This window comes from Simiduia litorea (assembly GCF_042853465.1).
In the GTDB taxonomy this organism is placed as follows: Bacteria; Pseudomonadota; Gammaproteobacteria; order Pseudomonadales; family Cellvibrionaceae; genus Simiduia; species Simiduia litorea.
In genome coordinates this window covers 4,357,889-4,383,176 of record NZ_AP031497.1, presented here as the reverse complement: position 1 = coordinate 4,383,176, position 25,288 = coordinate 4,357,889, and the positions used below count along the sequence as shown (strand labels likewise).

At 52.3% G+C, this 25,288-nt stretch carries 27 protein-coding genes; 13 read left to right on the top strand and 14 right to left on the bottom strand.

The genetic code is table 11. The features are described from left to right. Positions 1 to 16 precede the first annotated feature (16 nt). From pstB to ACGHTT_RS19555, 7 genes are all read left to right on the top strand, one after another. Positions 17 to 832, top strand: a complete 816-nt coding sequence (gene pstB / locus ACGHTT_RS19585) for a phosphate ABC transporter ATP-binding protein PstB (protein WP_390592697.1) — start codon at positions 17 to 19, stop codon at positions 830 to 832. Between the two features lie 13 nt (positions 833 to 845). Further along, positions 846 to 1,565, top strand: coding sequence for a phosphate signaling complex protein PhoU (gene phoU / locus ACGHTT_RS19580; RefSeq protein WP_390592696.1), 720 nt, complete (start codon positions 846 to 848; stop codon positions 1,563 to 1,565). Positions 1,566 to 2,043: 478 nt separating this feature from the next. Beyond that, complete coding sequence (locus tag ACGHTT_RS19575; protein ID WP_379784044.1) at positions 2,044 to 2,520, top strand: DUF4265 domain-containing protein; 477 nt, start codon at positions 2,044 to 2,046, stop codon at positions 2,518 to 2,520. Positions 2,521 to 2,535: 15 nt separating this feature from the next. Beyond that, positions 2,536 to 3,312 carry a peroxide stress protein YaaA gene (yaaA, locus tag ACGHTT_RS19570; RefSeq protein ID WP_390592695.1) on the top strand — a complete coding sequence of 259 codons (777 nt, stop codon included), beginning with the start codon at positions 2,536 to 2,538 and terminating at the stop codon, positions 3,310 to 3,312. Positions 3,313 to 3,554: 242 nt separating this feature from the next. Next, positions 3,555 to 3,899, top strand: a complete 345-nt coding sequence (locus ACGHTT_RS19565) for a hypothetical protein (protein ID WP_390592694.1) — start codon at positions 3,555 to 3,557, stop codon at positions 3,897 to 3,899. A gap of 73 nt (positions 3,900 to 3,972) precedes the next feature. Then, the gene (locus ACGHTT_RS19560) at positions 3,973 to 4,806 is read left to right on the top strand and encodes a response regulator (protein WP_390592693.1); all 834 of its coding nucleotides are present in this window, start codon (positions 3,973 to 3,975) and stop codon (positions 4,804 to 4,806) included. A gap of 44 nt (positions 4,807 to 4,850) precedes the next feature. Beyond that, the gene (locus ACGHTT_RS19555) at positions 4,851 to 5,456 is read left to right on the top strand and encodes a DUF938 domain-containing protein (protein ID WP_390592692.1); all 606 of its coding nucleotides are present in this window, start codon (positions 4,851 to 4,853) and stop codon (positions 5,454 to 5,456) included. Positions 5,457 to 5,521: 65 nt separating this feature from the next. On the opposite strand, the gene ACGHTT_RS19550 is transcribed toward ACGHTT_RS19555, so the two are convergent. From ACGHTT_RS19550 to ACGHTT_RS19530, 5 genes are all read right to left on the bottom strand, one after another. Continuing rightward, positions 5,522 to 6,664 carry a GNAT family N-acetyltransferase gene (locus ACGHTT_RS19550; protein ID WP_390592690.1) on the bottom strand — a complete coding sequence of 381 codons (1,143 nt, stop codon included), beginning with the start codon at positions 6,662 to 6,664 and terminating at the stop codon, positions 5,522 to 5,524. 51 nt (positions 6,665 to 6,715) lie between these two features. Next, positions 6,716 to 8,011 (bottom strand): phosphate regulon sensor histidine kinase PhoR, encoded by a 1,296-nt coding sequence (gene phoR / locus ACGHTT_RS19545; RefSeq protein ID WP_390592689.1) that lies wholly within the window; start codon positions 8,009 to 8,011, stop codon positions 6,716 to 6,718. A 14-nt stretch (positions 8,012 to 8,025) separates the two neighbouring features. Further along, on the bottom strand, positions 8,026 to 8,727 hold the full coding sequence (phoB, locus tag ACGHTT_RS19540; protein ID WP_390592688.1) for a phosphate regulon transcriptional regulator PhoB: 702 nt from the start codon (positions 8,725 to 8,727) through the stop codon (positions 8,026 to 8,028). A gap of 74 nt (positions 8,728 to 8,801) precedes the next feature. Continuing rightward, on the bottom strand, positions 8,802 to 9,626 hold the full coding sequence (gene ubiA, locus ACGHTT_RS19535; RefSeq protein ID WP_390595089.1) for a 4-hydroxybenzoate octaprenyltransferase: 825 nt from the start codon (positions 9,624 to 9,626) through the stop codon (positions 8,802 to 8,804). Between the two features lie 124 nt (positions 9,627 to 9,750). Next, complete coding sequence (locus ACGHTT_RS19530; protein WP_390592687.1) at positions 9,751 to 10,305, bottom strand: chorismate--pyruvate lyase family protein; 555 nt, start codon at positions 10,303 to 10,305, stop codon at positions 9,751 to 9,753. Positions 10,306 to 10,484: 179 nt separating this feature from the next. Here ACGHTT_RS19530 and ACGHTT_RS19525 point away from each other — a divergent pair, with 179 nt between their 5' ends. Both ACGHTT_RS19525 and ACGHTT_RS19520 read left to right on the top strand, forming a co-directional pair. Next, positions 10,485 to 10,760, top strand: a complete 276-nt coding sequence (locus tag ACGHTT_RS19525) for an HU family DNA-binding protein (RefSeq protein WP_290260095.1) — start codon at positions 10,485 to 10,487, stop codon at positions 10,758 to 10,760. Between the two features lie 80 nt (positions 10,761 to 10,840). After that, positions 10,841 to 12,124, top strand: a complete 1,284-nt coding sequence (locus ACGHTT_RS19520) for a dicarboxylate/amino acid:cation symporter (protein ID WP_390592686.1) — start codon at positions 10,841 to 10,843, stop codon at positions 12,122 to 12,124. A gap of 51 nt (positions 12,125 to 12,175) precedes the next feature. On the opposite strand, the gene ACGHTT_RS19515 is transcribed toward ACGHTT_RS19520, so the two are convergent. The 3 genes from ACGHTT_RS19515 to ACGHTT_RS19505 form a co-directional block, all read right to left on the bottom strand. Continuing rightward, complete coding sequence (locus ACGHTT_RS19515) at positions 12,176 to 13,564, bottom strand: HDOD domain-containing protein (RefSeq protein ID WP_390592685.1); 1,389 nt, start codon at positions 13,562 to 13,564, stop codon at positions 12,176 to 12,178. A 94-nt stretch (positions 13,565 to 13,658) separates the two neighbouring features. Further along, complete coding sequence (gene recG, locus ACGHTT_RS19510) at positions 13,659 to 15,743, bottom strand: ATP-dependent DNA helicase RecG (RefSeq protein WP_390592683.1); 2,085 nt, start codon at positions 15,741 to 15,743, stop codon at positions 13,659 to 13,661. Further along, a complete protein-coding gene (locus tag ACGHTT_RS19505) occupies positions 15,736 to 16,656 on the bottom strand; it encodes a hydrogen peroxide-inducible genes activator (RefSeq protein WP_390592681.1) in 921 nt (306 codons plus the stop codon). Before ACGHTT_RS19505 ends, recG begins: the two co-directional genes overlap by 8 nt. An 87-nt stretch (positions 16,657 to 16,743) precedes the next feature. On the opposite strand from ACGHTT_RS19505, the gene ACGHTT_RS19500 reads away from it, so the two are divergent. Next, entirely contained in the window at positions 16,744 to 17,556 is an 813-nt protein-coding gene (locus tag ACGHTT_RS19500; protein WP_390592680.1) for an NAD-dependent epimerase/dehydratase family protein, read from the top strand. 1 nt (position 17,557) lies between these two features. On the opposite strand, the gene ACGHTT_RS19495 is transcribed toward ACGHTT_RS19500, so the two are convergent. From ACGHTT_RS19495 to ACGHTT_RS19475, 5 genes are all read right to left on the bottom strand, one after another. Next, positions 17,558 to 17,941: a RidA family protein gene (locus tag ACGHTT_RS19495; RefSeq protein ID WP_290260084.1), complete on the bottom strand. Its 384-nt coding sequence runs from the start codon at positions 17,939 to 17,941 to the stop codon at positions 17,558 to 17,560. Between the two features lie 117 nt (positions 17,942 to 18,058). Next, positions 18,059 to 20,155 (bottom strand): RelA/SpoT family protein, encoded by a 2,097-nt coding sequence (locus ACGHTT_RS19490; RefSeq protein ID WP_390592679.1) that lies wholly within the window; start codon positions 20,153 to 20,155, stop codon positions 18,059 to 18,061. Between the two features lie 23 nt (positions 20,156 to 20,178). Next, entirely contained in the window at positions 20,179 to 20,427 is a 249-nt protein-coding gene (rpoZ, locus tag ACGHTT_RS19485) for a DNA-directed RNA polymerase subunit omega (protein WP_290260080.1), read from the bottom strand. Between the two features lie 107 nt (positions 20,428 to 20,534). Continuing rightward, positions 20,535 to 21,155, bottom strand: a complete 621-nt coding sequence (gene gmk / locus ACGHTT_RS19480; protein WP_390592678.1) for a guanylate kinase — start codon at positions 21,153 to 21,155, stop codon at positions 20,535 to 20,537. Positions 21,156 to 21,168: 13 nt separating this feature from the next. After that, positions 21,169 to 22,035, bottom strand: a complete 867-nt coding sequence (locus tag ACGHTT_RS19475; RefSeq protein WP_390592676.1) for a YicC/YloC family endoribonuclease — start codon at positions 22,033 to 22,035, stop codon at positions 21,169 to 21,171. Positions 22,036 to 22,142: 107 nt separating this feature from the next. Between ACGHTT_RS19475 and rph the strand changes: the two genes are divergently transcribed. Beyond that, a complete protein-coding gene (gene rph / locus ACGHTT_RS19470) occupies positions 22,143 to 22,862 on the top strand; it encodes a ribonuclease PH (RefSeq protein WP_390592674.1) in 720 nt (239 codons plus the stop codon). 83 nt (positions 22,863 to 22,945) lie between these two features. On the opposite strand, the gene ACGHTT_RS19465 is transcribed toward rph, so the two are convergent. Next, positions 22,946 to 23,719: an exodeoxyribonuclease III gene (locus ACGHTT_RS19465; protein WP_390592673.1), complete on the bottom strand. Its 774-nt coding sequence runs from the start codon at positions 23,717 to 23,719 to the stop codon at positions 22,946 to 22,948. 265 nt (positions 23,720 to 23,984) lie between these two features. Here ACGHTT_RS19465 and pyrE point away from each other — a divergent pair, with 265 nt between their 5' ends. Both pyrE and ACGHTT_RS19455 read left to right on the top strand, forming a co-directional pair. After that, positions 23,985 to 24,635, top strand: a complete 651-nt coding sequence (gene pyrE / locus ACGHTT_RS19460; protein WP_390592672.1) for an orotate phosphoribosyltransferase — start codon at positions 23,985 to 23,987, stop codon at positions 24,633 to 24,635. A gap of 10 nt (positions 24,636 to 24,645) precedes the next feature. After that, positions 24,646 to 25,278 (top strand): hypothetical protein, encoded by a 633-nt coding sequence (locus ACGHTT_RS19455; protein WP_390592671.1) that lies wholly within the window; start codon positions 24,646 to 24,648, stop codon positions 25,276 to 25,278. The last annotated feature ends 10 nt before the right edge of the window (positions 25,279 to 25,288 follow it).

The following is a 25,288-nucleotide window of genomic DNA, read 5'->3' as shown; positions in this document are numbered from 1 at the left end:
AGTTAAGAGTGAAACAATGAATATTGCAGAACAAAGTGCCACGCATGAAATGACCGTTGGCACACCGCTTTTGAATGATCCAAAAATGTCTATGCGAGGAGTCGATGTTTTCTATGGCGACAAGCAGGCGATATTTGGTGTTGATCTCGATATTGGCCGCAACCAAGTGATTGCTATGATTGGGCCATCGGGCTGTGGTAAATCGACGTTTTTACGCTGCCTGAATCGTATGAACGACACTATCGATATCTGCCGTGTACAGGGTAAGTTGATGTTGGAGTCGCAAGATATATATGACCCAAGTTTGGATGTCGTGCCCTTGCGCGCGCGCGTCGGCATGGTGTTTCAAAAACCTAACCCGTTTCCAAAAAGCATTTACGATAATGTTGCTTACGGCCCTAAGGTGCACGGTCTTGCAACACGACGTACAGAACTCGATGAAATCGTCGAAACCTCGTTGCGCAAAGCGGGTTTATGGAATGAAGTGAAAGATCGATTGCACGGTCCGGGCACGGGTCTGTCCGGTGGCCAACAGCAGCGCTTATGTATTGCGCGCACTATTGCTGTGAGCCCAGAAGTCATCTTAATGGATGAGCCCTGCTCGGCACTTGATCCTATTGCGACGGCTAAGGTTGAAGAACTAATCGCCGAGTTGAGTGAAAACTTTACTATTGCTATCGTCACTCACTCGATGCAACAGGCGGCGCGGGTGTCGCATCGCACGGCCTATTTCCATTTGGGTAAGTTGATTGAAGTGAATGAAACGGAAAAAGTTTTCACCAACCCCGATCATGCCTTAACAGAAGCATATATAACTGGCCGCTTCGGCTGATGGAGCAGTAGCTGTGGATAAATTAAATCTCGATCGTCATATTTCTCGTCAATTTAATGCTGAGTTGGAAGCGTTGCGCACCCAAATGTTAGAAATGGGTGGCTTGGTGGAGCAGCAAGTGTCTGATGCCGTTGCTGCCATAGAAAGTGGAGACACTGCTCTGGCTGAGAAAGTGATTGTTAATGAAGATAAAGTGGATGAGTTTGAAATTGAACTCGATGAGCAAGCCACCTTAGTGCTTGCGAGACGACAGCCAGCCGCGTCGGACTTACGTCTAGTGTTAGCCGTGATTAAGGCCATTCGCGATCTCGAGCGGATTGGTGATGAGGCGCAAAAAGTCGCCAAGATGGCCATTGAATTATCCGGTGCGGGCACTAACAGCCGCGGAGCCAGCGAACTTCGCCATATCGGCGCGAGTGTGGCGGCTATGATGAATCAGGGTCTAGACGCCTTTGCTCGCTTTGACGCCGATGCGGCGCTAAAGGTTGTCGAAGCTGATGAGTTGGTGGATCGCGAATATAAAACCGCCATGCGCGAGCTAGTGACCTACATGATGGAAGACCCGCGCGAAATTTCCCGGGTGATGAACGTGCTATGGGCGCTGCGAGCCTTAGAGCGCATCGGCGATCATGTGCGCAATATTTGCGAGCATGTTATCTATTTGGTGCGTGGGCTGGATATTCGACATATCAGTCTGGATGAGGCCGAAGCCAAATTACATAAGAAGTCGTAAGCTCCTGCCGACCGCCAAGCACCTCGGTGTTGAGGTGTTTGGCGGCTTCATTAGCACAACTGTGCCAGCGTGAGTTTGTGAGCAAATCTAGCAGGCGCCGCCTAACTACGTATAATGGGGCATTGTCTTCAGTTCGGATTGGCCTGTGACCCCAGCTCCCCTGCTTATTTTGTTCGCTACGGTTGTGTTGCTTGTGGCCTGTGAACCCTCGCGGATCGAGAGAATGTCAGACTTCGAGCTGTCCGAGCGCTATGACTATTGTCTCGAAAAGAAGCCCACAGCCCCCGGGAAGGCCACCGCGTGCGAAAACTTACGTCGCGAGTGCGAGCGCCGCAAGCGCGACCTGGGCTCCTACGTCTGCCGTAGCCGATGACTAGCGAGTGTCCTAGCGACACTAGAGACAGTGCATTGGGTTAGATCCACGCTTTGCCTTATAATCCCCCGCCATTCGCCTACCGTAACTGTTTTAGGATATGCCATGAACGCCCTTCAAGTGATCGAAATTTTTGCCGGTCTTAACCCCCAAGGTCAGCCCGTTGCCGAAAAAGTTCAGGTGCGGGTTAATGAAGATCAAAGCTTACAGCTAGTAAAGTCCCCAGCGTTTGTTAAAGGCTTGGCCAGTGGCGACAATATTCAATTTGATGAACAATCTCAGGAATTTGAGATTGTGCGTCGCAGTGGCAATGTGTGCGTCCGGGTGTTTTCTCGCGATGATATCAAGGCCGTTGCCGAACAACTGACACCTGCATTAGAAAAATTGGGCGGTGAACTGGATATTGAAACGCCGCGTATGTTGGTTTACAGCGTGCATGTGAGTTTGGGCTTTAGCGTTATTGAAGATATCTTAAATGATTGCCTCGATGAAGAGTGCATGTGGCTGTACGGCAATGTTTACGACCCCCAAGATGGCAAAACACCGTTGAATTGGTGGCAATCTATACTCGCGCCTGAATAAAGTTGGAAATTAGTAATGTTATTGGTTATCTCGCCGGCAAAAACCTTAGACTTTGACACTGCTTGGAAAATCGCGAAAACGACGCAACCGGATTTCCTCGACTACTCTCAAACGCTGATCAATGGCCTAAAAAAATTATCTCCCCACGATATTTCTGCGTTGATGAGTGTGAGCGATAAGATCGGCACGTTGAATTTTGATCGTTTTCACGCGTGGCAGTTACCTTTCGACGAAAGCAACGCAAAGCCTGCAATGTTGGCTTTTAAAGGCGATGTCTATACGGGCTTGGACGCCGAAAGTTTCGACGCAAAGGCGCGTACCTTTGCACAAAAACATTTACGAATTTTATCAGGCCTATATGGCTTATTGCGGCCCTTGGATTTAATGCAAGCCTACCGATTAGAGATGGGAACGAAATTTTCTAATCCAGTAGGTGCTGATCTATATGCGTTTTGGGGCGACAAGATTACTCAGGCCCTGAATACCCAACTGCAAGCGAGCCGCAGCGATGTGCTTGTTAATCTCGCCTCGGCGGAATACTTTCGTGCGGTGAAAAAAAGCCAACTGAATAAACCTATCCTTACCCCAGTGTTTAAAGATTATAAGAATGGTCAATATAAAATTATTAGCTTCTTCGCCAAAAAAGCGCGGGGTTTGATGGCCGCTTATGTTATTGAAAACCAATTAACCGAGGTGGAGGAGCTTAAAGCATTTGATAGCGATGGCTATCAGTTTGATGCGGCTAGCTCGAGCGATACGGAATGGGTGTTCAAGCGTAAACTGGGTAGCTAGCCAAAGCGATAGTCTATTTGAAATAGTTTAAGGTGTTTTTTAGACCAAATCCGTCTTGCGCGCTTTTTCCGGGCTGGTAATGTAGCGGCACGGTGGATTTGCCTCTCTGGCTGCAGCTAAATCTGAATGCCCTACAGCGTTTAGTTACTTGCAGCCAACAACCATAATAACGGGTAAACGCAGTCACCCCAGTTACTATTTGCAGCGCGAAAGATTGCCCTGCAGAGCCAATGGAGTGACCCATGCAGCAAGATCTTGCGTTTGTAGACTATGTTATCGCGCAACTACAGAAAGCGGGTGGAAACCGCACCGCCACGGTCGAGACTCGTCATCGCTTTAACGCTGTTAGCATTAGTTATCACGGTCAATTGGTTGGCTTAATCGTCAATAACACCCTGTATTTACAGCTAGGCCATCAAGTTGCCGCCGAATTATTGCCGGGCATACGCCCGTTAAAGCCCACCGGTGTGAATGTCGATAGCCAGTTTTTCCCCGTCCCCCTCGCGTGGTTGGCCGATAGTAAACAGCTCGGCCGCTGTTTGAATAATGCGCTGTTAGTGAATCAACCTGTCTCAGCCTACGCATAAACCCCCATCCAAGTCGGCCCGCTGCGCACTTGCCTGCTAGGCTATACGTTAAAGCTTATGTAGGGGTTGTGGAATGTCTGCACGTATTCTGGTGGTCGATGACGCCAGTTTTATTCGCGATATGGTGAAGAAGAACCTAAGGGCGCTGCTTCCGGGTGTCACCTTGTTCGACGCTGCCGATGGTCAGCGAGCGGTTGCGATCTTAAAAAAGCAAAGTGTCGATATTATCTTGTCGGATTGGGAAATGCCCGGCATGTCTGGCGAGGAATTGTTGCACTGGGTGAGAGGCGCCGATGCCCACGCGAAAACCCCCTTTGTCATGGTTACCAGTCGAGGTGATCGGGAGTTTGTGGTGAAGGCGGTGCAAGCCGGCGTGTCGGACTACCTCGTCAAGCCGTTTACCCCTGACGAGCTGATGACTAAAGTGTCGAAACAATTGAAACGCTTGGGTATCGATGCCGTTAGCCGGCCCGCGGGCGGCGCCCAAGGCGTGGCCTTCGGCTCTATTGAAGCGCTTACCGGTAAGCCAGCGGCCGCATCCGGTGCCGATGCCTTTGCACCTAAGGCTAAGCCGGCGGTTGCTAAAGCCCCAGCTAAGTCGAAAAAAGGCATGGCGCAATTGCGTTTGGCGGGTCAACAAATGGACTGCTTAATCCGCGAACTCTCGCTCCAAGCTTTGAACGGAATCGTCCAACGCACCGATCAGCTCCCGGTTTTGTTTGAGTCTGCCGTGCTAGATATCACCGATGTTGATGGTAACGCTGTGGCGCGAGTAAATGGCTATATCAGCAGTCTACAAGCGGCCGAGGCGCGAATGGACACGCGGTTGATTAAAATCACTATTCGCTTTGTTGACCATGATCCTGCTAAATTTGAGAGCTTGTCGAAATATATCGCTAAGCTGTAGTCGCGTATATCGACGCCCTTAAGAACAATAACTAGGTGTTGTCTGTGGAATCTCTCGATCTTAAGCCTTTTTCGCAAGCCTGCCAGAACAATAGAGCGCCTATTCTGAAGCACTTGCGGCGCCTGTTAGATGGCGCTAAGACCGTCTTGGAGGTGGGTAGTGGCACAGGTCAACACGCCGTGCATTTCGCTAAGTCGCTCCCGGATGTGACGTGGTTAGCGAGCGACCTCGAAGAGCATCACGCGGGTATTCGCCTGTGGATGGCGGAGTACGATTTACCCAACCTACGCGGGCCCTTTGTGCTTGATGTGAACGAACCTTGGCCTGAATTACCGGCAATTGACGCTATTTACTCGGCTAATACGGCACATATTATGGCTTGGCCTAGTGTTGAGCAGCTGTTTGCTAAGGTCGGTGCACAGTTATCCACCGGCGGTTTGTTTGTGCTTTATGGACCGATGAATTATGGCGGCAGCTATACCAGCGAGAGTAACGAGCGCTTTGATGTTTGGCTAAAGGCGCAAGACCCCGAGCGAGGTATTCGGGATTTTGAAAAGATTCAATATCTCGCGCAGCTGGCGCATTTACAGGCTTTAGAAGATAACGAAATGCCGGCAAATAATCGCTTGTTGGTGTGGCGGAAAGCTTGACGACAGGACAATGAGCTTACAGTTTACAGGAGAAGCTAAAGGCCTTGAGTTGCAAGCTGAATGGCTTAGCTGGGTTGTTGGGCTTGTTTGAACGGCAATAGATCCCGAGCGGCATTTAGGTAGCTTTGGGTTTGGTTGCGCTCCTCGGCGATGAAGTGATTAATGGCGGCGCGTGCGTCGGCGTCTTTGATGTAGTGGTTGGAGTAAACCGCCACCGGCTCGAAGCCGCGTTGGATCTTGTGCTCGCCTTGGGCGCCCGGGTCAAACCGCGTCAGACCGCGCTCGATGGCGAACTCTATGCCTTGATAGTAGCAAGCCTCAAAGTGCAGGCATTCCACCTCTTCTAGACAGCCCCAATAGCGGCCGTAGAGTGTTTGATCATCAAAAAAGCACAAGGCCGCGGCGATAGTTTCTTGGTCGCGTTGGGCGAGCACCATCATCAATTGGTCAGGCATGACCTCGCCTAGGCGTTGGAAAAAATCAAAATTGAGGTAGCCGGCGCGGCCTGATCGTTTCAAGTAGGTGGTGTGGTAGCAGTGATAGAAAACACGCCAATCGGCGGCACTGATGTCGGCGCCACATTTGCGGACAAGGGTGACGCCTTGCTCGAATACTTTGCGTCGTTCGCGCAACAGTGATTTTCGCTTTCTGGCGTTAAATGTGGCTAAAAATTCGCTAAAATCTTGAAAGTCATGGTTAAACCAGTGGAATTGAGCCGTTTCTCTTTGTGCCCACCGGGCGCTTAACTGGGCGCTCGCAGCCGCTTCTGGCAATAGCCAGTGCAGGCTACTCAGCTGTTTATGGTCACTGTGTTGCTCTAGCCATTGCTGCACGTAGAGCAATTCATCTTTTGGCAGCTGGCCGAATAGGCGTGGGCCCCAGGCCGGCGTGAAGGGAATGGCGGCAACCAGTTTTGGGTAATAAGGCCTGCCGGCTCGTTGAAATGCCTCGGCCCAAGCCCAGTCAAAAATGTACTCGCCCCAAGAATGTTGTTTTAAATACAGCGGCGCGCAGGCAATGATCTGCTGGGACGGATTCCTCACGACTAAGTGCTGCGGTAGCCAGCCAGACGCCGAGCCAACACAGCCGGTTTGTTCCAGCGCCTGTAAAAAACCGAATTGGCCGAAGGGGTAGCGGCTTTGCAATAAGCCCTGCCAAGTACTGGCGCCTATGGCTTCGATGGAATCAACGAGTTCTATGTTTAGCATGGCGCCATACTAAGGTTTGCCCACGCACTTGGGTAGCGGCGGGTGCGATACCTATTGCGGTGTTACTTGTAACAGTCGCTGTTTGGGAAAGTGACAGGTAAAGCTCGAGCCCTTGGATACTTGGCTGCTGATATCGAGCCTAGCGTCGTGGCGGGACAGTGCATGTTTAACGATGGCTAAACCTAGGCCGGTGCCGCCCGTTGCGCTGTTGCGACTGTCGTCTACTCGGTAGAAGCGCTCGGTTAACCGCGGCAGATGTTTGGCTTCAATTCCGGGCCCGTTGTCCACCACCTCCACCTGCAAGCCATAGTGATCCTTGCGCGCATTGACAGTGATAGTGCTGGTGTTGGGAGTGTATTTGAGGGCATTGGTAATGAGGTTGCCAAAGGCGCTCTGCAATTCCTTCTCCACCCCGAGTATGGCGATGTCGTCGGTGCAATTCAGTACCAGGTTGCGCGGTTGCGTCGCCACCGAATGGGCTTCGTCAATTAATCTGCTAAGCAGTGGGTGGAGCGCGACCGGTTGATGTCGCTCTGGGTTCACCTCTGTTTCGAGGACCGACAGTGCAATGAGATCGTTCACCAGCATGTGCATGCGCGAGCATTGCTGCTGCATCTGTTGCAGCGGCTTTTGCCAAGCAGCGGGCCTTTCTTCGGCGTCGGCGAGGGTTTCTAAGTAGCCTTTGAGCACGGTGAGCGGGGTGCGCAGTTCGTGCGAAACGTTGGCGACGAAGTCTTTGCGCATTTGCCCTAGCTTGTGCAGCGAGGTGATGTCGCGCGCCACCACCAAACGTTCGTTCTGGCCATAGCGGGTTATTTGAAATTGTAAGCGCTGGTCTTTATTGCGCGACGCGGGTAGATCAAGCGGTTGGCGATAGTCTTGTTGTTCCATGTAGGCAACGAATTTTGGATTGCGCACATAGTTCACCAGCGGTTGGCCTTGATCGGTCTTCTCAAAGGCGAAGAGCCGCTCCGCCGCTGGGTTCCACCAATCGATATTGCCCCGGCTGTCGAGTAATAGCACAGCGTCGGGTAGCGCGCCGGTGGTTTCTTGGACGCGGTTTAATACTTGTCTAACGCGATCGGATTCTTTTTCCTGACGCTTTTGCAGCCGGTAAATGCTTTCGAATATGTCAGACCAGATACCACTGGCCTCGGGTGGCGGCGACTTTTTGCGCTGGTTTAGCCACAAATCCAGCTGGCGTATTTGCCAAAGCATCCAAAACATGTAGAGGGTGCCGCCCAACAACAAGGTGATCAGCACAAAGCCGTTAGCTAAGCCAAAACCGATACACAAGGTGGTGAACAGGGCAACGCGCTTGAGTTCGGCATTGAATCCTCTTAACACGAATGTAGATTCCTTTATTTACTGGCTACTTTGGTGGAGAAACGATAGCCGGAGCCGCGCACCGTTTGCACAAATCTGTCGTGCTCTTGCATGGCTAATGCCTTGCGTAGGCGGCGGATGTGGACGTCTACCGTGCGCTCATCAATATACACATTGCCGCCCCAGATATGGTCGAGCAACTGGCCGCGATTGTACACCCGCTCTTGATGGGTGAGGAAAAAAGCCAGTAAGCGATATTCCGTGGGGCCCATATCCACCGGTTCATCGGCAATAGTGACGCGCTGGCTGATTGGGTCTAGGCACAATTGGTCGACGATGATGGGTTGCTCGGGCGTATCTGGTTCAATTCTGCGCAGCACGGCTTTTAAGCGAGCAATCAGTTCGCGCGGCGAAAACGGTTTAGTGATGTAATCATCGGCGCCGGTTTCTAGGCCTTGGATCTTGTTGTCCTCTTCGCCCTTGGCGGTGAGCATGATGATGGGGGTTTTGGCGGTGATTTCTTCACGCTTTAACCGCCTGGCCAGCTCGATACCCGATGTACCTGGCATCATCCAATCTAACAGGATTAAATCTGGCTTTTCATCAATTGCCAAGGCGTGGCCTTGTTGCGCATTTTCGGCCTCTAGGCAGCGGTAGTCCGCCATTTCCAAGGCCACTCGCAACATGTCGCGAATGGAGGGTTCGTCATCAATGATCAAAATGGTCTTTTTGCTCATAACCGGTTCGTCTGCACTTTGGTTGGACCTGTATTAGATTACGGTTAGATGACAGTTATATGACGAGCCCCTAATCAACCGAGTTGGGTGTCGGCCAGCAGGCCGGCAAATATCACCGCGCCGACCCATTGATTGTTAAGGAAGGCTTGAAAACAGGCCTTGGGTTGGCGCTTGCGGCTAAGCCACAGTTGCCAAAAAAACAGCAGCGCGGCTGCACTTAGCCCGGCAAGGTAGTAGTGTCCAAGCTTGAAGTGATCGCCCGCTAACCATAGGGCAAACAGTGTCATTAACTGCAGGCAACCGATAATAGTGAGATCTAACTCACCGAATAGAATGGCGGTGGACTTAACGCCAATGCGCAAGTCGTCGGCGCGATCCACCATAGCGTAGAAGGTGTCGTAGGCAACCGTCCAAAGCACCACGGCGGTGTATAGGAGCCAAATGCCATTGTCCAATTCACCTCTGACGGCGGCGAAGGCCATGGGAATGCTCATGGCAAATGCTGCACCGAGTACCACTTGCGGTAGATGGGTATGGCGTTTCATGTAGGGGTAAATGGTCGCTAGTGCCAAGGCGCCCGCAGCCAGCGCTAGCGTTAATAGGTTGGTGAGCAAAACTAGAAAAAAGGCGCAGAAAATCAGCGCGGCAAAACACAACAAGGCACCGGAAGGGCTCACTTGTCCGGTGGCAATGGGGCGTGATTTAGTGCGAGTTACTTGGCCGTCGACTTTGCGGTCGGCGTAGTCATTGATAACACAGCCGGCTGCACGCATAACAATGACGCCGGCTACAAAGATAGCGAGTACTCGCAAACTGGGTGCGCCATCGGCCGCTATCCAAAGTGCCCAGAGCGTCGGCCAAAGTAATAACAAGGTGCCAATGGGTTTATCAAAGCGCATCAAGCGCCAGTAAGCAGCCAGTGTTGAAGTGTTGGTTTTAGCGTTGCGGGCTGAATTCGCTGGGCGCGATTTGGGTTTGGCTGAGGCACGCTTGTTGGGATGATCCTTGGCCATGAGGTGTTCCTTAAAGGCTCGCAAGAAAGTCTGGTAGGAATACTTCGCTTACCAGCAGTGGGTTTTTGTCGATGTAGAAAACCGAGCGTCTGCCCCATAAGGCGAATTGTTCGGGCAGATCTAAGCTGGAGTGCAGGTATTCATGCTCGGCACCTATTGCCGCAGCCTCCAACGGGTCCCTCAACATACCGGGGTCTTGAAATAACAGCGCACCGAGGGGTTTGTTGTCGAGGTATTTTAAGGCTTTAAGTCGGCCGGTTAGGCTGGTGTAGGGAACTAAACTTCGTGCGAAAACCCAGCTTTCTCCCCGACCTTTGAGAATCACTTCGCGTACTAACATTTTTTGCCGAGAGGGGCATTTCAACGCGAGCAATTCACTCTGTCTCGCTTGGCCCCAACCTTGATTGAGTAGCTGAACCTCGAATTGACCTTGGCTATGCGCCTGCAGACGGGCTGTTAGAGAGCCTTGATCGAGAATCCACGGGGCTAAGTCGCGCGGCAGTTGCCAGCTTTTTTGCGCGGCGGGTCGCCACAGGGGTTCGCGTTGTCGATAATTTGTGGGCAATGGCCTTCCTAATTGTAAATATGCGGTGTGTTTAGACAAATGAACGTGCCTAGGCGCGCTATTCTATGAGGCGCAAGCCCGTGGGGCAATCGACATTGGCGCTGGCGCTGGCTTGTGGAAAGGCGTTAGCATTACGTCTTAATTGGACAAAACAAACAAAAACGCAGGACGGATTCTCCATGCATAAATCAGATCTTATTGCTGCTGTTGCAGAAACAGCGGACTTAACTAAAGACAAAGCCGATTTGGTGGTGTCTTCCATATTAGAGCAAATTACCAATGCGCTATCGCGCGACGACGTGGTGAGTCTGGTTGGTTTTGGTTCATTTTCGCAACGTAAACGTGCGGCGCGCACTGGCAGAAGCCCGAAAACCGGTGAAACGATTCAAATTCCAGCCAGCGTTTCTGTTGGCTTCAAGCCTGGGAAAGGGCTGAAAGACGCCGTAAATAGCTAAAGTATCGTTCGATTTTGAGCTGGCTCGAGCTGGCTCTCCCTCCCCCCTCATCAACAATAAAACTAAATCAGGAACCGCTTATGAGCTTAACCAGTCGTATTTTGATTGCCATGGCCTTGGGCTTATTTATCGGGGGGATGTTCAATTTTGCCGAGGGCCAGGGTTGGTTGGCGGGTGTTTACAACGCCTGGGTTGATCAGTTTTTAGTCAGCGGACTGTTCGACCTCGGCGGAAAAGTATTCGTTGCGCTGTTAAAGCTATTAGTCGTGCCCTTGGTTTTTGTGTCCCTCGTTTGCGGTGTCGCTTCGTTGGGTGACAACACGCGGATGGGACCGATGGCGGGCAAAACGTTACTGTTGTACATGGTAACGACGGCTGTGGCGATCAGTTTGGCGTTGATTGCCGGGGTGATTATTCAGCCGGGTGCGGGCTTTAATCTCAGTACTGAGGCCACTTTTGTGGTGAATGAAGCGCCGTCTTTGAAAGATGTTATTTTGGGCATAGTGCCAACCAACCCAGTGGAAGCGATGGCGCAGGGCAATATGCTGCAAATCATCGTGTTTGCCCTGCTCGTGGGGATTGCTATGTCGCGCGTGGGTGAGGCGGGTAAACGGGTCGCTGCATTTTTTAACGATTTCAATGAGGTCAACCTAAAAATGGTGGTGATCTTGATGAATTTTGCTCCTTATGGCGTATTTTGCTTGATGGCGCAAATGGCTGCCGACCTTGGCTTGGAGGCCTTTGCCAATCTACTGGTGTATTTCTTCACGGTACTTTTTGTTTTATTTATTCATGGGCTTGGCACTTACCCCCTCGCCTTGCGCATGCTCACTGGTTTAAGTCCGCTGATGTTTTTGCGCAAGATGAAATCGGTGATGCTGTTTGCCTTTAGCATGAGTTCCTCCAATGCCACCATTCCCGTGACCTTGCGAGCGGTGCGCGATGAGATGGGTGCCGATAACCGAGTCGCGTCTTTTACCATTCCCATGGGGGCCACCATTAACATGGATGGCACCGCCATTATGCAAGGCGTGGCCACGGCATTTATCGCCCAAGCCTACAATATCGACATAGGGTTGAATGGCTACATGATGGTTATTCTGACGGCGACCTTAGCCTCTATTGGCACCGCAGGCGTACCTGGGGTTGGCTTGATTATGTTGGCCATGGTGTTAGAGCAAGTGGGGCTGCCGGTCGAAGGCATAGCGCTCATTATTGGTGTAGACAGACTGCTCGATATGACTCGCACGGCGGTGAACGTCTGTGGAGACGCCATGGTTACCTTGATCGTCGCGAAAAGTGAAGGCATGTTGGATGAACAGCGTTTCAATGAAGACCCATCGCTACCAGGTCACATTAACTAATGTAAGCGCAAGAGTACTTCGCGAATGACATCCGTAAGACAAACCGGCCGTTTATGCGGCCGGTTCCATTTGTGCTGAAATATTTTCAAGCTCAACGGAGGACTCTAGGATATTGTCGATGGTCGTTTCAGCCTTGATTGGGTCTAGTTGTAGCTCTTCGTAGACCGATGCGGGGATTTCCAGTTTTGGCCCACACCGCAATCCTCGCTGAGATAGCAACCGTCTCGCGACGAACAATAATTTAGCATAGGCTGCATGCGGGCCTTGGCACGTAGGCTCGTTTTGGAAGCGCAGCGCGTAGGCGACCTCATCGGGCATGTTCCAAAGCTCCATGAGCCAACCGGCAATGTGATCGCGAGTTAAACCCAGCAAATGCTTTTCCGCCAAGGTGTGATCCACATGGGGGTTGGCTTCCATCATGCGACACAGCTTGTGGAAATAGGGTGGAAAAACCTCGGACATCACCAAATAGCCGAAGTTAAACAATAGCCCTGAGAGATAGGCCATACCAAAACTGGGTCGATTATCCCGTGGGATAGCCGTAACCAGTCCCTCCATGGCTGCGGCCATATACACCGAATGCCGCCAGTAAGGTGTAACACCGAATGGACCATCTGTTGGCATGGCAAGGGTTTTTCCGAGGGATAAACCAAGCGCTAAGTTGAGCACCATGTCGAACCCCAATACGCGCACGATAGCATCGTGAATGGACTTAATTTTGCCCGGCGCTGAATAATAAGGCGAGGCTGCCCAGCTCACGACTTGCGCGGCTAGGCTAGGGTCTGTTTCTACGATATTGGCCAAATCGCTGATATCGGCGTTGGGATCCACGCGCAGTTTAATAATCCGCTGCGCCGTTTCCGGTAGCGGCGGTAGTTCAAGGGTTTCCTCTAATCGTTCTTTTACTCGCAGCTCGGTAAATTGGCGCACAGACGCCAAGATGAGTGCAGAATCGGCGGTAGATGAAATCTGTTCAAGTTGGCTCAAAGGAATGGAGATTTCGCCCTTGATCGCGTCTTTTGCCAGTGTTTGGAAAGAAATCTGCGATAGATCCAGCATCTGCTCGCGGCTGCCGGCATCTAAAAAAAGTTGGTCGCGTTGATACAAGCGCTGTTCTATCACCGTTGTCATGCCGGCTAAGCCAGGCAGCGCCGGTACCGAAGAGAGTTTGTGCTTCTCAAATAAAGTCCTCAGTGTCGTGGGCGACATGGCCTGCATCGACCGGCCTAAAATTCGGTTGACGGCGCTGAGGTCGAGCAAGGCGTCGGCGGGGTAAATGGCGAGAATTTTTTCTTGGCTGTCTTCGAGCAGCGTAGCTCTGGCAGCGCCATTGTTACGAAGTTGTTGATCGTGCCAAATAGGAGCATCTAAGGGGGCGGTAAGCTGATATTCGAGTTGTTGCTTATCCAGAAATTGCGTAACACTGTTTGATAGCGGCACAGAGGCTCCTTTGATCCATCATCGTCTGCACTGTGAAGTGTAGTTAAGTGTAGGTCATCGGATAGGCACTTCTTAGAATAACTGGCGTCTAAATCTACACTTTGGCATAGACCTCGTTATAACCTAGCCATCTTCGTGTCAGCGCTCGGGCATGGTCTGGATATTTCTGCAGTAGGTTTGCCGCAGCTTCTCTTACTAGGGGAATTAAATCGCCGTCGCGCTGCAAATCGGCAATGCGAAAAGCCATCTCGCCGGTTTGCCGCGTGCCCAGTACTTCGCCAGGGCCGCGCAACTCTAAATCTTTTTCGGCAATGAAAAAGCCGTCGTTGGAGCTGCGCATGGCCTCCAGCCGCGCCCGACTGTGGTTAGAAAGTGGGCCTGAATACAGCAGTACACAATGACTTTCCGCCGTGCCGCGCCCCACTCGCCCGCGCAATTGGTGCAGCTGGGCGAGGCCTAGGCGCTCGGGATTGTCGATGATCATCAAGCTGGCATTGGGCACATCCACGCCGACCTCTATCACAGTTGTGGCTACCAGAAGCGGGATTTCTCCGCTTTTGAAACATGCCATTACCGATTCTTTTTCTGCTGCTTTTAACCGCCCGTGCACGAGGCCAATGGCGACCTTGGGTAGCGCCAAAGCCAGCTCTTCTTGGGTTGCTTGCGCTGCTTGCGCGGTGAGCGTTTCGGATTCCTCAATCAGCGTGCACACCCAATACACCTGGCGCCCCTGGCCGATGGCTTCGCGCACGCGATCTACTACCTGATCGCGTCTATCTTGGTTAATGACAACGGTGGTTACGGGCTTTCTTCCCGGTGGCAGCTCATCGATAACCGAGCAGTCGAGATCTGCGTAGGCGCTCATGGCTAGGGTTCTTGGAATTGGCGTCGCGGTCATAATAAGCTGGTGTGGGCGTCGCTCGCTGCCGGCTTTTTCCCGCAAACTTAGCCGCTGGTGAACGCCAAATCGGTGCTGTTCGTCGATAATCACCAGGCCTAAATCGGCGAACACCACCTGGTCTTGGAACAGTGCATGGGTGCCGACAATTAACTGGGTCTTAGCTTCTGCCAAGGCCAATAACTGATCCCGCCGCTCGGCAACTTTCTGCTTGCCGGTGAGCCAGCCAACGCTAATGCCAAGCGGTTCAAACCATTGATTGAAATTAACTCGATGTTGCTCACTGAGTATTTCCGTGGGCGCCATAAGAGCGACTTGGAAGCCGTTATTAATCGCTTGCAATGCCGCCATGGCTGCGACCAGCGTTTTTCCAGAGCCCACATCGCCTTGCACAAGCCTGAGCATGGGCAGCGGTTTAGCTAGATCGCTGGCAATTTCGTTAGCGACGCGACGCTGTGCCTTGGTGGGAACAAAGGGTAAGTTTTTCAGGAAGGCATTTAGCCGGTCGGCATTGAGAGGCAAGGCCGGCGCACCTTCCGATTGAATCTGTTGTCGCAACGAAAGCAAGCTGACGTGGTGTGCCATCAGTTCTTCAAAAGCCAGCCGCTGCTGGGCCGGGTGCGCACCGAGGGTCAGTTGGTCTATATCGGCCTGTTTGGGCGGTTGATGTAGGTAGTGTAGCGCTTGGGCTAGGGGCCATTGTTGGTAGCGCTGCTGTAAATCTTTGGGCAGTAATTCCGCTAAGCTTTGCGTGGTCAGCAGGGTGAGTGCCTGCTGCGCCAGGGTTCGAATGCGTGGTTGGGTAATGCCTTCGGTGGCTGGATAGACCGGCGTTAATTTGTCGGCGAGCGGTTCGGTATGCTGATCAACCAGTTCATATTCGGGATGGTACAGCTCTAAGCCGGAGGCGCCTCGACGCGCCTCGCCAAAACACCGGAGCCGAGTGCCCTTTGCCAGACTTTGCTTTTGCGCCTGGTTAAAGTGAAAAAAACGAAGGCTAATGATGCCGGTATTATCTTGCAGCTTTGCCACAAGTGAGCGGCGTTTACCAAATACGATGTCGGCGGCTTTAATTTCGCCCTCTATCACCACTGTGCTTTGTGGCTGCAGCGCACCTATGGGGGTGACGCGCGTCCTATCCATGTAGCGCAAGGGCAAGTGAAACAAGAGGTCTTGCACGCTGTGCAGGCCGAGCTTGGCGAGTTTTTCGGCCAGCGCTTTGCCAACACCTTTGAGCGCCGTTAGCTCAACCCTATCGAGGGTGGGTGCTGGGCTAGTCATTACCAAGTAAGTGGCATTGATTAATCGAGGCTCGCAGGGCGTCAATGGCCTTAAAGCGTGGGTAGCTGGCGCGCCAAGCCATGGCCACAGTTCGGCGCGGCGCCGGTTCGGCAAAGGGGCGGCAGACTAAGAGATCGTCTGCGTAGCGCGTGGCTTCGGCGGCGGAGTAAGGCAAAATTGTGATGCCTAACCCAGATGCCACCATGTGTCGCAAGGTCTCCAACGAGCTGCCTTTAGAGGCGGTTCTTATGTGCCCTGCTTTGGGGTCGGCGCTGGCTTGTAGCGCTGGGCAGGCGTCCAGTATTTGATCCCTAAAGCAATGGCCCTCGCCCAGTAATAGCACGTTGTATTCGTGCAATTGGGGCGTGTCGATCACGTCGAACGCGGCCAGTGGATGATCCTTGGGCATAAGCACTACGAATGGTTCGTCGTAGAGGGTTTGGGTAACCACATCCGCCTCGGTAAAGGGCAGCGATACAATGATCACGTCGAGCTCACCTTTGCGCAATCGCTGGCGCAAAGTGGCGGTGTAGCCCTCTTCAACATAGAGCGGCATGTTCGGTGCAATTCGTTGCAATTCAGGGATAAAGTGGGGAAATAAGTAAGGGCCAATGGTAAAAATAGCGCCCACATGCAGCGGGCTGGAAAGCTGGTCTTTACCGGATTTCGCGATATCTTTAATGGCCGCCGCCTGCTCGAGTACGAGCTGCGCTTGGGTGACAATTTTCTCGCCAAGTGGTGTTGCTTGAACTCGGGTTTTGGAGCGTTCGAATAAGGCTATACCCAATTCTTCCTCGAGCTTTTTGACCGCAATGCTCAAGGTTGGCTGACTTACGTAGCAGCGCTCAGCGGCTTTACCGAAATGTTGTTCTTGCGCAAGGGTGACGATATAGCGCAATTCATTAAGCGTCATGGCATTTTTCCGACCGGTTCCCGTATGATTGCGACTTTATATCAGAACCTGTTATCTCGATAGCCCCTATTTATGGAATCTAACGCGTTGAAAACCTTATTAATTGGCTTTGGTGATTTAGCGCAGCGCCTGCAATCTTTGTTACCAGGCGAGCTAGTGGCGATAAGGCGCAGTCCAAGGCCAGAGCGTTTTTGTCGGCAGCTTGATGCGACGGATGCCAGCGCTATGCGGGCGCTTTTGGCCGAGGACTTTGACCAGATAGTTGTGACCCTAACGCCTAGTGAGCGCTGCGATGCAGGTTATCAGCGGGCTTATGTGGCGCCGATGCGTCTACTGGTTTCGTTATTGGCTGAACGTCAGCTGCGACCGCGTATCCTGTTTGTGTCTAGTACTGCTGTGTATGGCCAAGATCAAGGCCAATGGTTGGATGAAACCAGTGCAACAGAGCCGACGCAGTACAATGGCGTGCGCTTATTGGAGGCTGAACAGGTGCTGCTGAATGCCGGCTTAGACGTGATAGTTGCGCGTTTTTCAGGAATTTATGGGCCTGGGCGCGAGCGTTTGCTCGAGCAGGTTCGCCAGGGTTTACCCATTTCCCGCAACTTATTGGCTTTTAGCAACCGCATTCATGTGGACGACGGTGCCAGAGCGTTGGCGCATTTGTTGCGACTTACGGCGCCTGAAAGCCACTATCTGGTGACTGATAGTGAACCCGTATTACTCGGTGAGGTTGTGCGCGGTCTGGCCAACGCGCTGCAAAGGCCGGCACCGAGCAGCACTGCGGGGGCACCTTTTTCAGGTAAGAGGTTGCGCAACACGCGCCTGCTGGCCAGCGGCTTTCGTTTCCTTTACCCCAGCTGGCGCGAGGGTTATGGGCTCGATAAGCTCGAGCCCAGCTGAGTTAAATAACCATAATCGCTTCGGCTTCAAACATCGCCGCTTTCGGCAGCTCTTTAACACCCACGGCGGCGCGTGCTGGATAAGGTGCCTCAAAAAATTCTGCCATCACTTCATTGACCACGGGAAAGTGGCTCAAATCGGTTAAGTACAGGTTTAGTTTGACGATTTGCGCCAAGCTGCCGTTGGCGGCTTCGCACACGGCGCTGAGATTTTTGAACACTTGTGTGGCCTGAGCGCGAAAATCGTTGCCCACCATTTCCATGGTTTCCGGAATAAGTGGGATCTGGCCAGACAAATACACAGTGTTGTTAACCTTGACCGCCTGCGAATAGGTGCCTATGGCGGCGGGTGCCTTGTCGGTGCTGATAATCGCTTTGTTGGTCATGGTAATGTCCTGTAACAGGTGAATAAAAACGGCCAGCTTAAGCCTCTGACTGGTGGGTCGTCAAATAGGTACGCTTGTTGGGGCGTTAGCTGTTTGGTGGAAGGTAAATGTTGGATGTTAATTGCGGTGGCGGCTGATGCGAATAACCGAGCGCAGGCTCTTAAGGCGCTTAATAATATTCGCCAAATGTACTCGCCCGCTAACGTCGATGGTGAGGTTGATGACGCTGTTGTGGGCATCGCGCTCGTGTACCTGAATCTGCTCGATATTGGCGTTTTGCTCAGTAATACGTGTGGCTAAATTGGCGATGATACCGCGGCCCGATTCCACTTCGACACGGATGTCCACGGGGAACTCGCCTTTTACGTCTGGGGACCAATTAACGATGGATATTTTCTCCGGGTTTTCCCGCAGTTCGGCGATATTACGACAGGTATCGTGGTGCACCACCAAGCCCTTGCCGGCGCTAATGTGGCCGAGAATGGGGTCGCCAGGAATGGGGCGACAGCAGCGCGCGAAGCTAATCATCATACCGTCGGAAGATTCAATCATCAGCGGTGATTGGCTATTGGCTTTGCTGTTTTCCGATTGCACCAAATTGGCTACCGCATGGGGTAGGCGCTTGCCCAAGCCCACGTCTTCGAACAAGCTCTCGAGCGAGTTTACCCCGCATTCTTTGAGCAGGGCCTTGCGCTCGTCTTTATCTAAATTTTGCAGGTCGATTCCGCGATCGGCGAGCGAACGGGTCAGTAATCGGCGGCCCAGATCGATGGATTCGTGGTGGCGCTGGTGTTTGAGAAAATGGCGAATGGCCGAGCGCGCTTTGCCCGACGTGACGAAGTTCAGCCAGCTGGGGTTCGGTTGCGCACTTGAGGCGGTAATAATGGTGACCTTTTGACCGCTTTGTAGCGGTTGCGACAGAGGCGCCAGCCGGTCGTTAATGCGGCAAGCCACGCAGGCGTTACCGATATCGGTGTGCACGGCGTAGGCGAAGTCGACCGGCGTGGCGCCGCTTGGCAGCTCAACAATGCGGCCTTTGGGTGTGAACACGTAGACTTCGTCGGGGAAAAGGTCGATTTTGACGTTTTCGATAAACTCTAAACTGTCGCCGGCTCGCTGTTGCATTTCGAGCAGGCCTTGCACCCACTGGCGGGCGCGCAAATGGCTGGCATTGGGGTTGTCGTTGGCTTTGTATAGCCAGTGTGCGGCGATGCCGCTATTGGCCATCTCATCCATCTCTTTCGTGCGAATTTGCACCTCGATGGGCACCCCGTGCATGCCAACTAACACCGTGTGTAAGGATTGATAGCCGTTGGTTTTGGGGATGGCGATGTAATCTTTAAATTCGCTAATGATGGGCTTATAGAGGTTGTGAATGGCGCCCAGAGTGCGGTAGCAGGTGTCGACCGAGTCGACGATGATACGGAACGCGTAGACGTCCATAATTTCTTTGAACGACTTCTTCTTTGAGCGCATCTTCGTGTAAATGCTGTAAAGATGCTTTTCTCGACCAATCACCAAGGCATTGATATGCTCGCTCTCGAGGCGCAGTTGAAGGCTCTGGTTGATCTGATCCACCAGTTCTTTGCGATTGCCGCGGGCGCTTTGCAAGGCCGCCTTTAGGCGCTTGGCGCGCAGCGGGTGCATGGCTGAAAAGCCGCGGTTTTCAAACTCGATGCGCATGTCATTCATACCCAGGCGGTGGGCGATGGGCGCGTAAATCTCGAGTGTTTCACGGGCGATGCGGCGCTTTTTTTCTGGCGGCATCACGCCGAGGGTGCGCATGTTGTGCAGCCGGTCGGCCAGCTTCACCAATATCACGCGAATGTCGCGCGACATGGCCAGAGTCATTTTCTGAAAGTTTTCCGCCTGCTTTTCAGCTTGGGATTCGAATTCTATTTGGGTGAGTTTGCTGACCCCATCCACTAGGTCTGCCACGGTATCGCCGAACTGATCGCCCAGCGCGACTTTCGCGATCCCAGTGTCTTCGATGACATCGTGCAACATGGCCGCCATCAAGCTCTGATGGTCCATGTGCATGCCGGACAAAATCACAGCGACAGCGAGGGGATGAGTGATGTAAGGGTCGCCGGAGCGGCGTTTTTGACCATCGTGCGCCTGCTCTGCATACAGATAGGCGCGACGGACCAAATTGATTTGTGCAGGTTCTAGATAGGAGGAAAGTTGATGCGCGAGGGCGTCGATGGTTTGCAATCCTGCCTCCTACCTAGTGCGCATTACTCTTCGGTAAGCATGGGGGCTTCAATTTCATATTCTGGCTCGTCTTTCTGAGTCAGGATGGATGCGTCGATTAAACCCTCTTCGATTTCGCGCAAGGCGATAACCGTGGGCTTGTCGTTTTCCTCAGGCACCAGTGGGGTTTTGCCGCCAACAGCGATTTGACGTGCGCGCTTGCTGCCCACGATAACCAGTTCAAAGCGGTTATCAACATGGTTCAGACAATCTTCAACGGTAATGCGTGCCATAAATTTTATTCCGGTAAACCAGTGAAAACACCCAGTCTTAATAATAGCCTATTAGCCCTTCGACGGGTGCCGAGAAAAAGGCTGGCAAGTGTACGCAAAACAACCAGTCAGCTCAATAGCTCTGCCAATAAAGGCTGATGTCTTTGTGCCTGCCGTTGCTGTGTTAAGCGCTGGCTAATGACCAAGGCCTTAAAATCGTCAAGTGCGACATCGAACTGGTCATTAATGATTAAGTAATCCGCTTCGACGTAATGCGTCATTTCATTGATCGCCTCTTTCATGCGGGCATCGATGATGTCTTGGCTATCTTGTCCGCGCCCAGTTAGGCGCTGGTGTAAAGCGGCTCGGGAGGGCGGCAAAATAAATAAGCCAATGGTGTCGGGGATCAAGCGTCTGACTTGCTCGGCGCCCTGCCAGTCAATCTCCAAAATGACGTCCATACCGCTGGCGAGCTGTTGTTCTACCCAAGACTTGGACGTGCCGTAAAAATTAGAGAATACCTGCGCATGCTCTAAAAAGGCGGTGTTGTTTAGCATCTCGGTAAATGTTTCGCGGCTAACAAAGTGATAGTTCACCCCGTCCTGCTCGCCCGGGCGCATGGCGCGAGTGGTGTGGGACACCGAGACGCGAATACCCTCCATAGCGTCGACCAAGGCCGCAACTAGGCTGGTTTTTCCGGCACCAGAGGGTGCAGAAACGGTAAATAGATTGCCGCGAGAGGTTTGCATAGTGATTGGCTGCCTATTCGATATTCTGTACTTGTTCGCGCATTTGCTCGATTAACACCTTTAATTCCACTGCCGCTTGGGTAGTTTCACTCACGACAGACTTGGACGACAGCGTGTTGGCCTCGCGGTTTAGCTCTTGCATTAAAAAGTCGAGTCGACGGCCAATGGGTTCAGATTTCTTTAAGGTTAATCGAACTTCGCTGATGTGTGCGGTTAGGCGATCGAGTTCTTCCTCCACATCGGCTTTTTGTGCCAATAAGGCGATTTCTTGTTCAATGCGGTCGGGCTCAAGTTGTACCTGTAATTCTGCGACGCGAGCCACCAATTTCTCTTTTTGCGCCTGCAATATGGTGGGCATAAGTTTGCGCACGTCGGCGACTTGCGCGGCGATGGCAACCAAGCGCTGTTCGATAAACTGCCCGAGCTCGGCGCCTTCTCGCGCGCGGTTTGCGCTGAGCTGTGTCAATGCATTGGAAAATCCCTGTAGCACAGCGGCGGCGAGTGCCTCGTGGTCGAGGCTGTCTTCAACCATCACTCCAGGCCAGCGCAGAAGCTCGAGCGGGTTGATCGGGGCGAGGTTAGCGTTGCTGCGGCCGAGCTGCTGCACGGCGTTTACGATTTGATCGATGCGTTGACCATCGAGACAAAGCTCGGTGGCGTCACCCCTACCAACTTGAAGTTGCAAGGTTGCTTCTACTTTGCCTCGGTTTAAGACTTTGCGCAGTAGGTCGCGCAATGCCGGTTCACATTGGCGCTGGGTTTCCGGCAGGCGAAAATGTGGCTCAAGGTAGCGATGGTTTACGCTCCTGACCTCCCAACTTAAATTACCCCAATCAAAGCTGGCTTCAATGCGGCCAAAGCCCGTCATACTGCGTGGCATAATTGTGTTTCCTAAAAGCACTGTTAACTTGGCATGTTACCACAGCCAATCGCCGGTATAATCGCCCCTTTAGTTCCTTAGTAAAACCCAATCTTAAAGGTATTTTCATGCAAAGACCCAGCGGCCGAAGCGTCGATCAACTGCGCCCCGTGCGTATCACCCGTCAATTTACTTGCCACGCCGAAGGTTCAGTACTGGTGGAGTTTGGCAATACCAAGGTGATTTGCACTGCCAGTGTTGACGCTGGAGTGCCACATTTTTTGCGCGGTCAGGGGCAAGGTTGGATAACCGCCGAATACGGTATGTTACCGCGCTCTACCGGCACCCGCATGGGGCGCGAAGCGGCGCGCGGCAAGCAAGGTGGCCGCACGGTAGAGATTCAACGTCTAATCGGTCGATCATTGCGTGCAGCGGTGGATCTTAAGGCACTAGGGGAGAACTCAATCACCATCGATTGCGATGTTATTCAAGCTGATGGCGGCACTCGCACGGCTTCGATTACCGGTGCCTGCGTTGCCTTAGTTGATGCCATCAATGCCATGATTGCCAAAGGCATGATTAAAACATCGCCGCTCAAGCGCATGATTGCCTCAGTCTCTGTAGGTATTTATGAGGGAGAGCCTGTCTTGGATTTGGATTACCCTGAAGACTCGAGTGCCGAAACGGATATGAATATTGTTCTTGGCGATGACGGTGGCATTATCGAAATTCAGGGTACGGCAGAAGCTGAACCTTTTAGCGAGAGTGAGTTTGCGTCGATGTTGGCGTTGGCCAAGAAAGGTATTGCCGAGTTGCACCAATTGCAGAAAGCCGCGTTAGCTAGCTAGGACCTTGTGCACTCTGCAATGTCAGCTGAATAAATAAAAAGGGCCTTTAGGCCCTTTTTGCTATTACGGACGCGTGATCATCCCTATTCAATTTCTAGGTCGTAATCGATGATCACTGGTCGGTGGCTAGAAAACGGCTGACCTTTATAAATGGTTGCGTACTCGACTCGGTTGGCAAGGTTATTGGAGACGACTTGAAAGTCTGTTCGCCATTCGCTGCCATGTAGGTCGCCTTCGGTGGGCAGCCAGCTGTATTCATCGGCGTCGTTATTCACCTTTCGAAAGGCATCGGTGTATTCGATCTGGGTGAATAGCTGGTTGAGCCAATTGCGCTCGTGCGGCAAATAGCCTACATCGCCCTCGTGGGCGCTGGCGTTTTTCACGTCGCGTGCCTTGTGCGCCATGGCCCAATTGCCGCAAAAGACATAGTCGCGGCGCTTGCGGCTGATCTTAATCAGGTGCGCTTGCAGGTCGTCAAAGAATTTCATTTTGACTTCTTGAGACTCGTTCGCTGCCATGGCTGCGGGCGCAAGTAGGCTGCCGATACTGATCTTATCGAAATCGATTTGCAAGTAGCGCCCTTCCATATCCACGCCACTGGCAAAGCCAAAGCCGTAAATAAGGGCTTTGGGCACCTGCCGGCTGTAGATGGCTACACCGTTGTAGTGCTTAACACCGGAATCGAAAAAATACGCGTTGTAACCCTTTGGATGAAAAACATCGTGGTCCAACTCATATTCCAGTGCCCGCAAATCCTGCAGACAAATGATGTCAGCGTCTTGCTCTTCCAGCCAGTCGTACAGACCACGCTGTGCCGCCTGGTGTAACCCATCGACGCTGAGATTAATAATGCGCATGTTAGCCCCTTAAAAACGGACTGTGTATGATACCCGAGTGTTATAAGTTTTTGTAAACATTGGGTTTATAAGACACGACTCCGGCTTTTTTAGTTTCGATACCACGACATTTATTTTTAGCTAGGGTGCGAAACAGCCAAATGTGCCAAAATAACGGCCCAGTAAATACGCTGGGCTAAACCTAACCCCTGTTTAAACAGGGTTCAGATTAAACGTTCAGATTAAACATAGTTCAGAACTTCAGTTTTTGATACGGGAATTCATCATGCAAACTTACCAGCGCGCATTTATTGAGCTGGCGATCAAACATCAGGCTTTATGCTTTGGCGAGTTTACGCTCAAAAGCGGCCGTGTTAGCCCTTATTTCTTTAATGCCGGTAAGTTTCAAACCGGCAGTGCCCTCGCTGACTTGGGTCGCTTTTATGCTGCTGCTATCGACGCGGCGGGCGTCGACTTTGACCTCATTTTTGGTCCTGCTTATAAAGGTATACCCCTTGCAGCGACCACAGCGGTGGCATTAGCCGACCACCACGGCCGCGACCTACCCTATTGCTTCAACCGCAAAGAAGCAAAGGCACACGGCGAAGGTGGTAGTCTGGTGGGCGCACCCTTGCAGGGTAAGGTGTTAATTATTGACGATGTGATCACCGCAGGTACGGCTATTCGCGAAGTTATGGCAATTATTCAGGCCGCGAAAGCAAAGCCTGCGGCCGTGTTAATCGGCCTGGATCGACAAGAAAAAGGCAAGGCAGAGCTGTCCGCAATTACCGAGGTTGAGCAGGAATTTGGTATTCCTGTGATCAGCATTATTAATCTTGGCCACATTATCAGCTATCTTGAAGCTGACCCGAGTCAAACAGATATGGTAGAAAAGATTCGACAGTACCGTAAAACCTACGGCATCAATAACGTGTAAAGGCAGTGTTATGAGAATGTGGATCGCTGGGCTGGCCTTCAGCCTACTCACCGCCTCGGTGGCTTTCGCTGCCCCGGCAGATGATGGTAAGAATGCTGGTCTCGTCGGCGAAAAGGTGTTTTATCGGTATACCAATGCTGCGGGTGCTAAGGTAATGCACCATTCGCTGCCGGCGGACGCGGTGCAAAATGGCTATGAAATCGTCAGTCTGTCTGGTGTGGTCTTAAAGGTGGTGCCGCGCGCCTTGAGTGGCGCAGAAGCAGAGCGCGCGGCCGAGAAAAAAGCCGAGCAACAGGAGTTGGATGAATGGGATGCCGCATTGCTGCGCCGCTACAGCACGGTGGAGGACATTGAGGCCGCGAAACAGAGAAAGCTGGCTGATCTTGAGGCCAATATGTCCATTCTTATCAGTAATTTAAATACTGTCCAAGGTCAGGTGCGAAGCGAGTACAGCCGAGGTGCAAGCTTTGAGCGCCGAGGCCAGCCAGTACCACAGGCAATTTACGATACCTTGGCAGGATTAAAACAGGAACTAGAAGACACGCGCGAAAAGTATATTCAACGGGAATGGGAATACGAAGACATTGCCGAAAAATTTGAGTTGGATAAAGAGCGGTTTAGCTTAATCCACACAAAGAAATAACAAAGGCCGC

What these genes read in the sequence shown, in the direction of transcription:
- ACGHTT_RS19455 (WP_390592671.1), top strand. Translation starts at nt 24,646, where the DNA reads ATGAGAATGTGGATCGCTGGGCTGGCCTTCAGCCTACTCACCGCCTCG.
- ACGHTT_RS19495 (WP_290260084.1), bottom strand. Translation starts at nt 17,941, where the DNA reads ATGACCAACAAAGCGATTATCAGCACCGACAAGGCACCCGCCGCCATA.
- ACGHTT_RS19560 (WP_390592693.1), top strand. Translation starts at nt 3,973, where the DNA reads ATGTCTGCACGTATTCTGGTGGTCGATGACGCCAGTTTTATTCGCGAT.
- ACGHTT_RS19475 (WP_390592676.1), bottom strand. Translation starts at nt 22,035, where the DNA reads ATGCCACGCAGTATGACGGGCTTTGGCCGCATTGAAGCCAGCTTTGAT.
- ACGHTT_RS19520 (WP_390592686.1), top strand. Translation starts at nt 10,841, where the DNA reads ATGAGCTTAACCAGTCGTATTTTGATTGCCATGGCCTTGGGCTTATTT.
- ACGHTT_RS19575 (WP_379784044.1), top strand. Translation starts at nt 2,044, where the DNA reads ATGAACGCCCTTCAAGTGATCGAAATTTTTGCCGGTCTTAACCCCCAA.
- rpoZ (WP_290260080.1), bottom strand. Translation starts at nt 20,427, where the DNA reads ATGGCACGCATTACCGTTGAAGATTGTCTGAACCATGTTGATAACCGC.
- gmk (WP_390592678.1), bottom strand. Translation starts at nt 21,155, where the DNA reads ATGCAAACCTCTCGCGGCAATCTATTTACCGTTTCTGCACCCTCTGGT.
- recG (WP_390592683.1), bottom strand. Translation starts at nt 15,743, where the DNA reads ATGACTAGCCCAGCACCCACCCTCGATAGGGTTGAGCTAACGGCGCTC.
- ACGHTT_RS19505 (WP_390592681.1), bottom strand. Translation starts at nt 16,656, where the DNA reads ATGACGCTTAATGAATTGCGCTATATCGTCACCCTTGCGCAAGAACAA.
- pyrE (WP_390592672.1), top strand. Translation starts at nt 23,985, where the DNA reads ATGCAAACTTACCAGCGCGCATTTATTGAGCTGGCGATCAAACATCAG.
- ubiA (WP_390595089.1), bottom strand. Translation starts at nt 9,626, where the DNA reads ATGCGCTTTGATAAACCCATTGGCACCTTGTTATTACTTTGGCCGACG.
- yaaA (WP_390592695.1), top strand. Translation starts at nt 2,536, where the DNA reads ATGTTATTGGTTATCTCGCCGGCAAAAACCTTAGACTTTGACACTGCT.
- rph (WP_390592674.1), top strand. Translation starts at nt 22,143, where the DNA reads ATGCAAAGACCCAGCGGCCGAAGCGTCGATCAACTGCGCCCCGTGCGT.
- ACGHTT_RS19550 (WP_390592690.1), bottom strand. Translation starts at nt 6,664, where the DNA reads ATGCTAAACATAGAACTCGTTGATTCCATCGAAGCCATAGGCGCCAGT.
- ACGHTT_RS19465 (WP_390592673.1), bottom strand. Translation starts at nt 23,719, where the DNA reads ATGCGCATTATTAATCTCAGCGTCGATGGGTTACACCAGGCGGCACAG.
- ACGHTT_RS19525 (WP_290260095.1), top strand. Translation starts at nt 10,485, where the DNA reads ATGCATAAATCAGATCTTATTGCTGCTGTTGCAGAAACAGCGGACTTA.
- phoB (WP_390592688.1), bottom strand. Translation starts at nt 8,727, where the DNA reads ATGAGCAAAAAGACCATTTTGATCATTGATGACGAACCCTCCATTCGC.
- ACGHTT_RS19565 (WP_390592694.1), top strand. Translation starts at nt 3,555, where the DNA reads ATGCAGCAAGATCTTGCGTTTGTAGACTATGTTATCGCGCAACTACAG.
- pstB (WP_390592697.1), top strand. Translation starts at nt 17, where the DNA reads ATGAATATTGCAGAACAAAGTGCCACGCATGAAATGACCGTTGGCACA.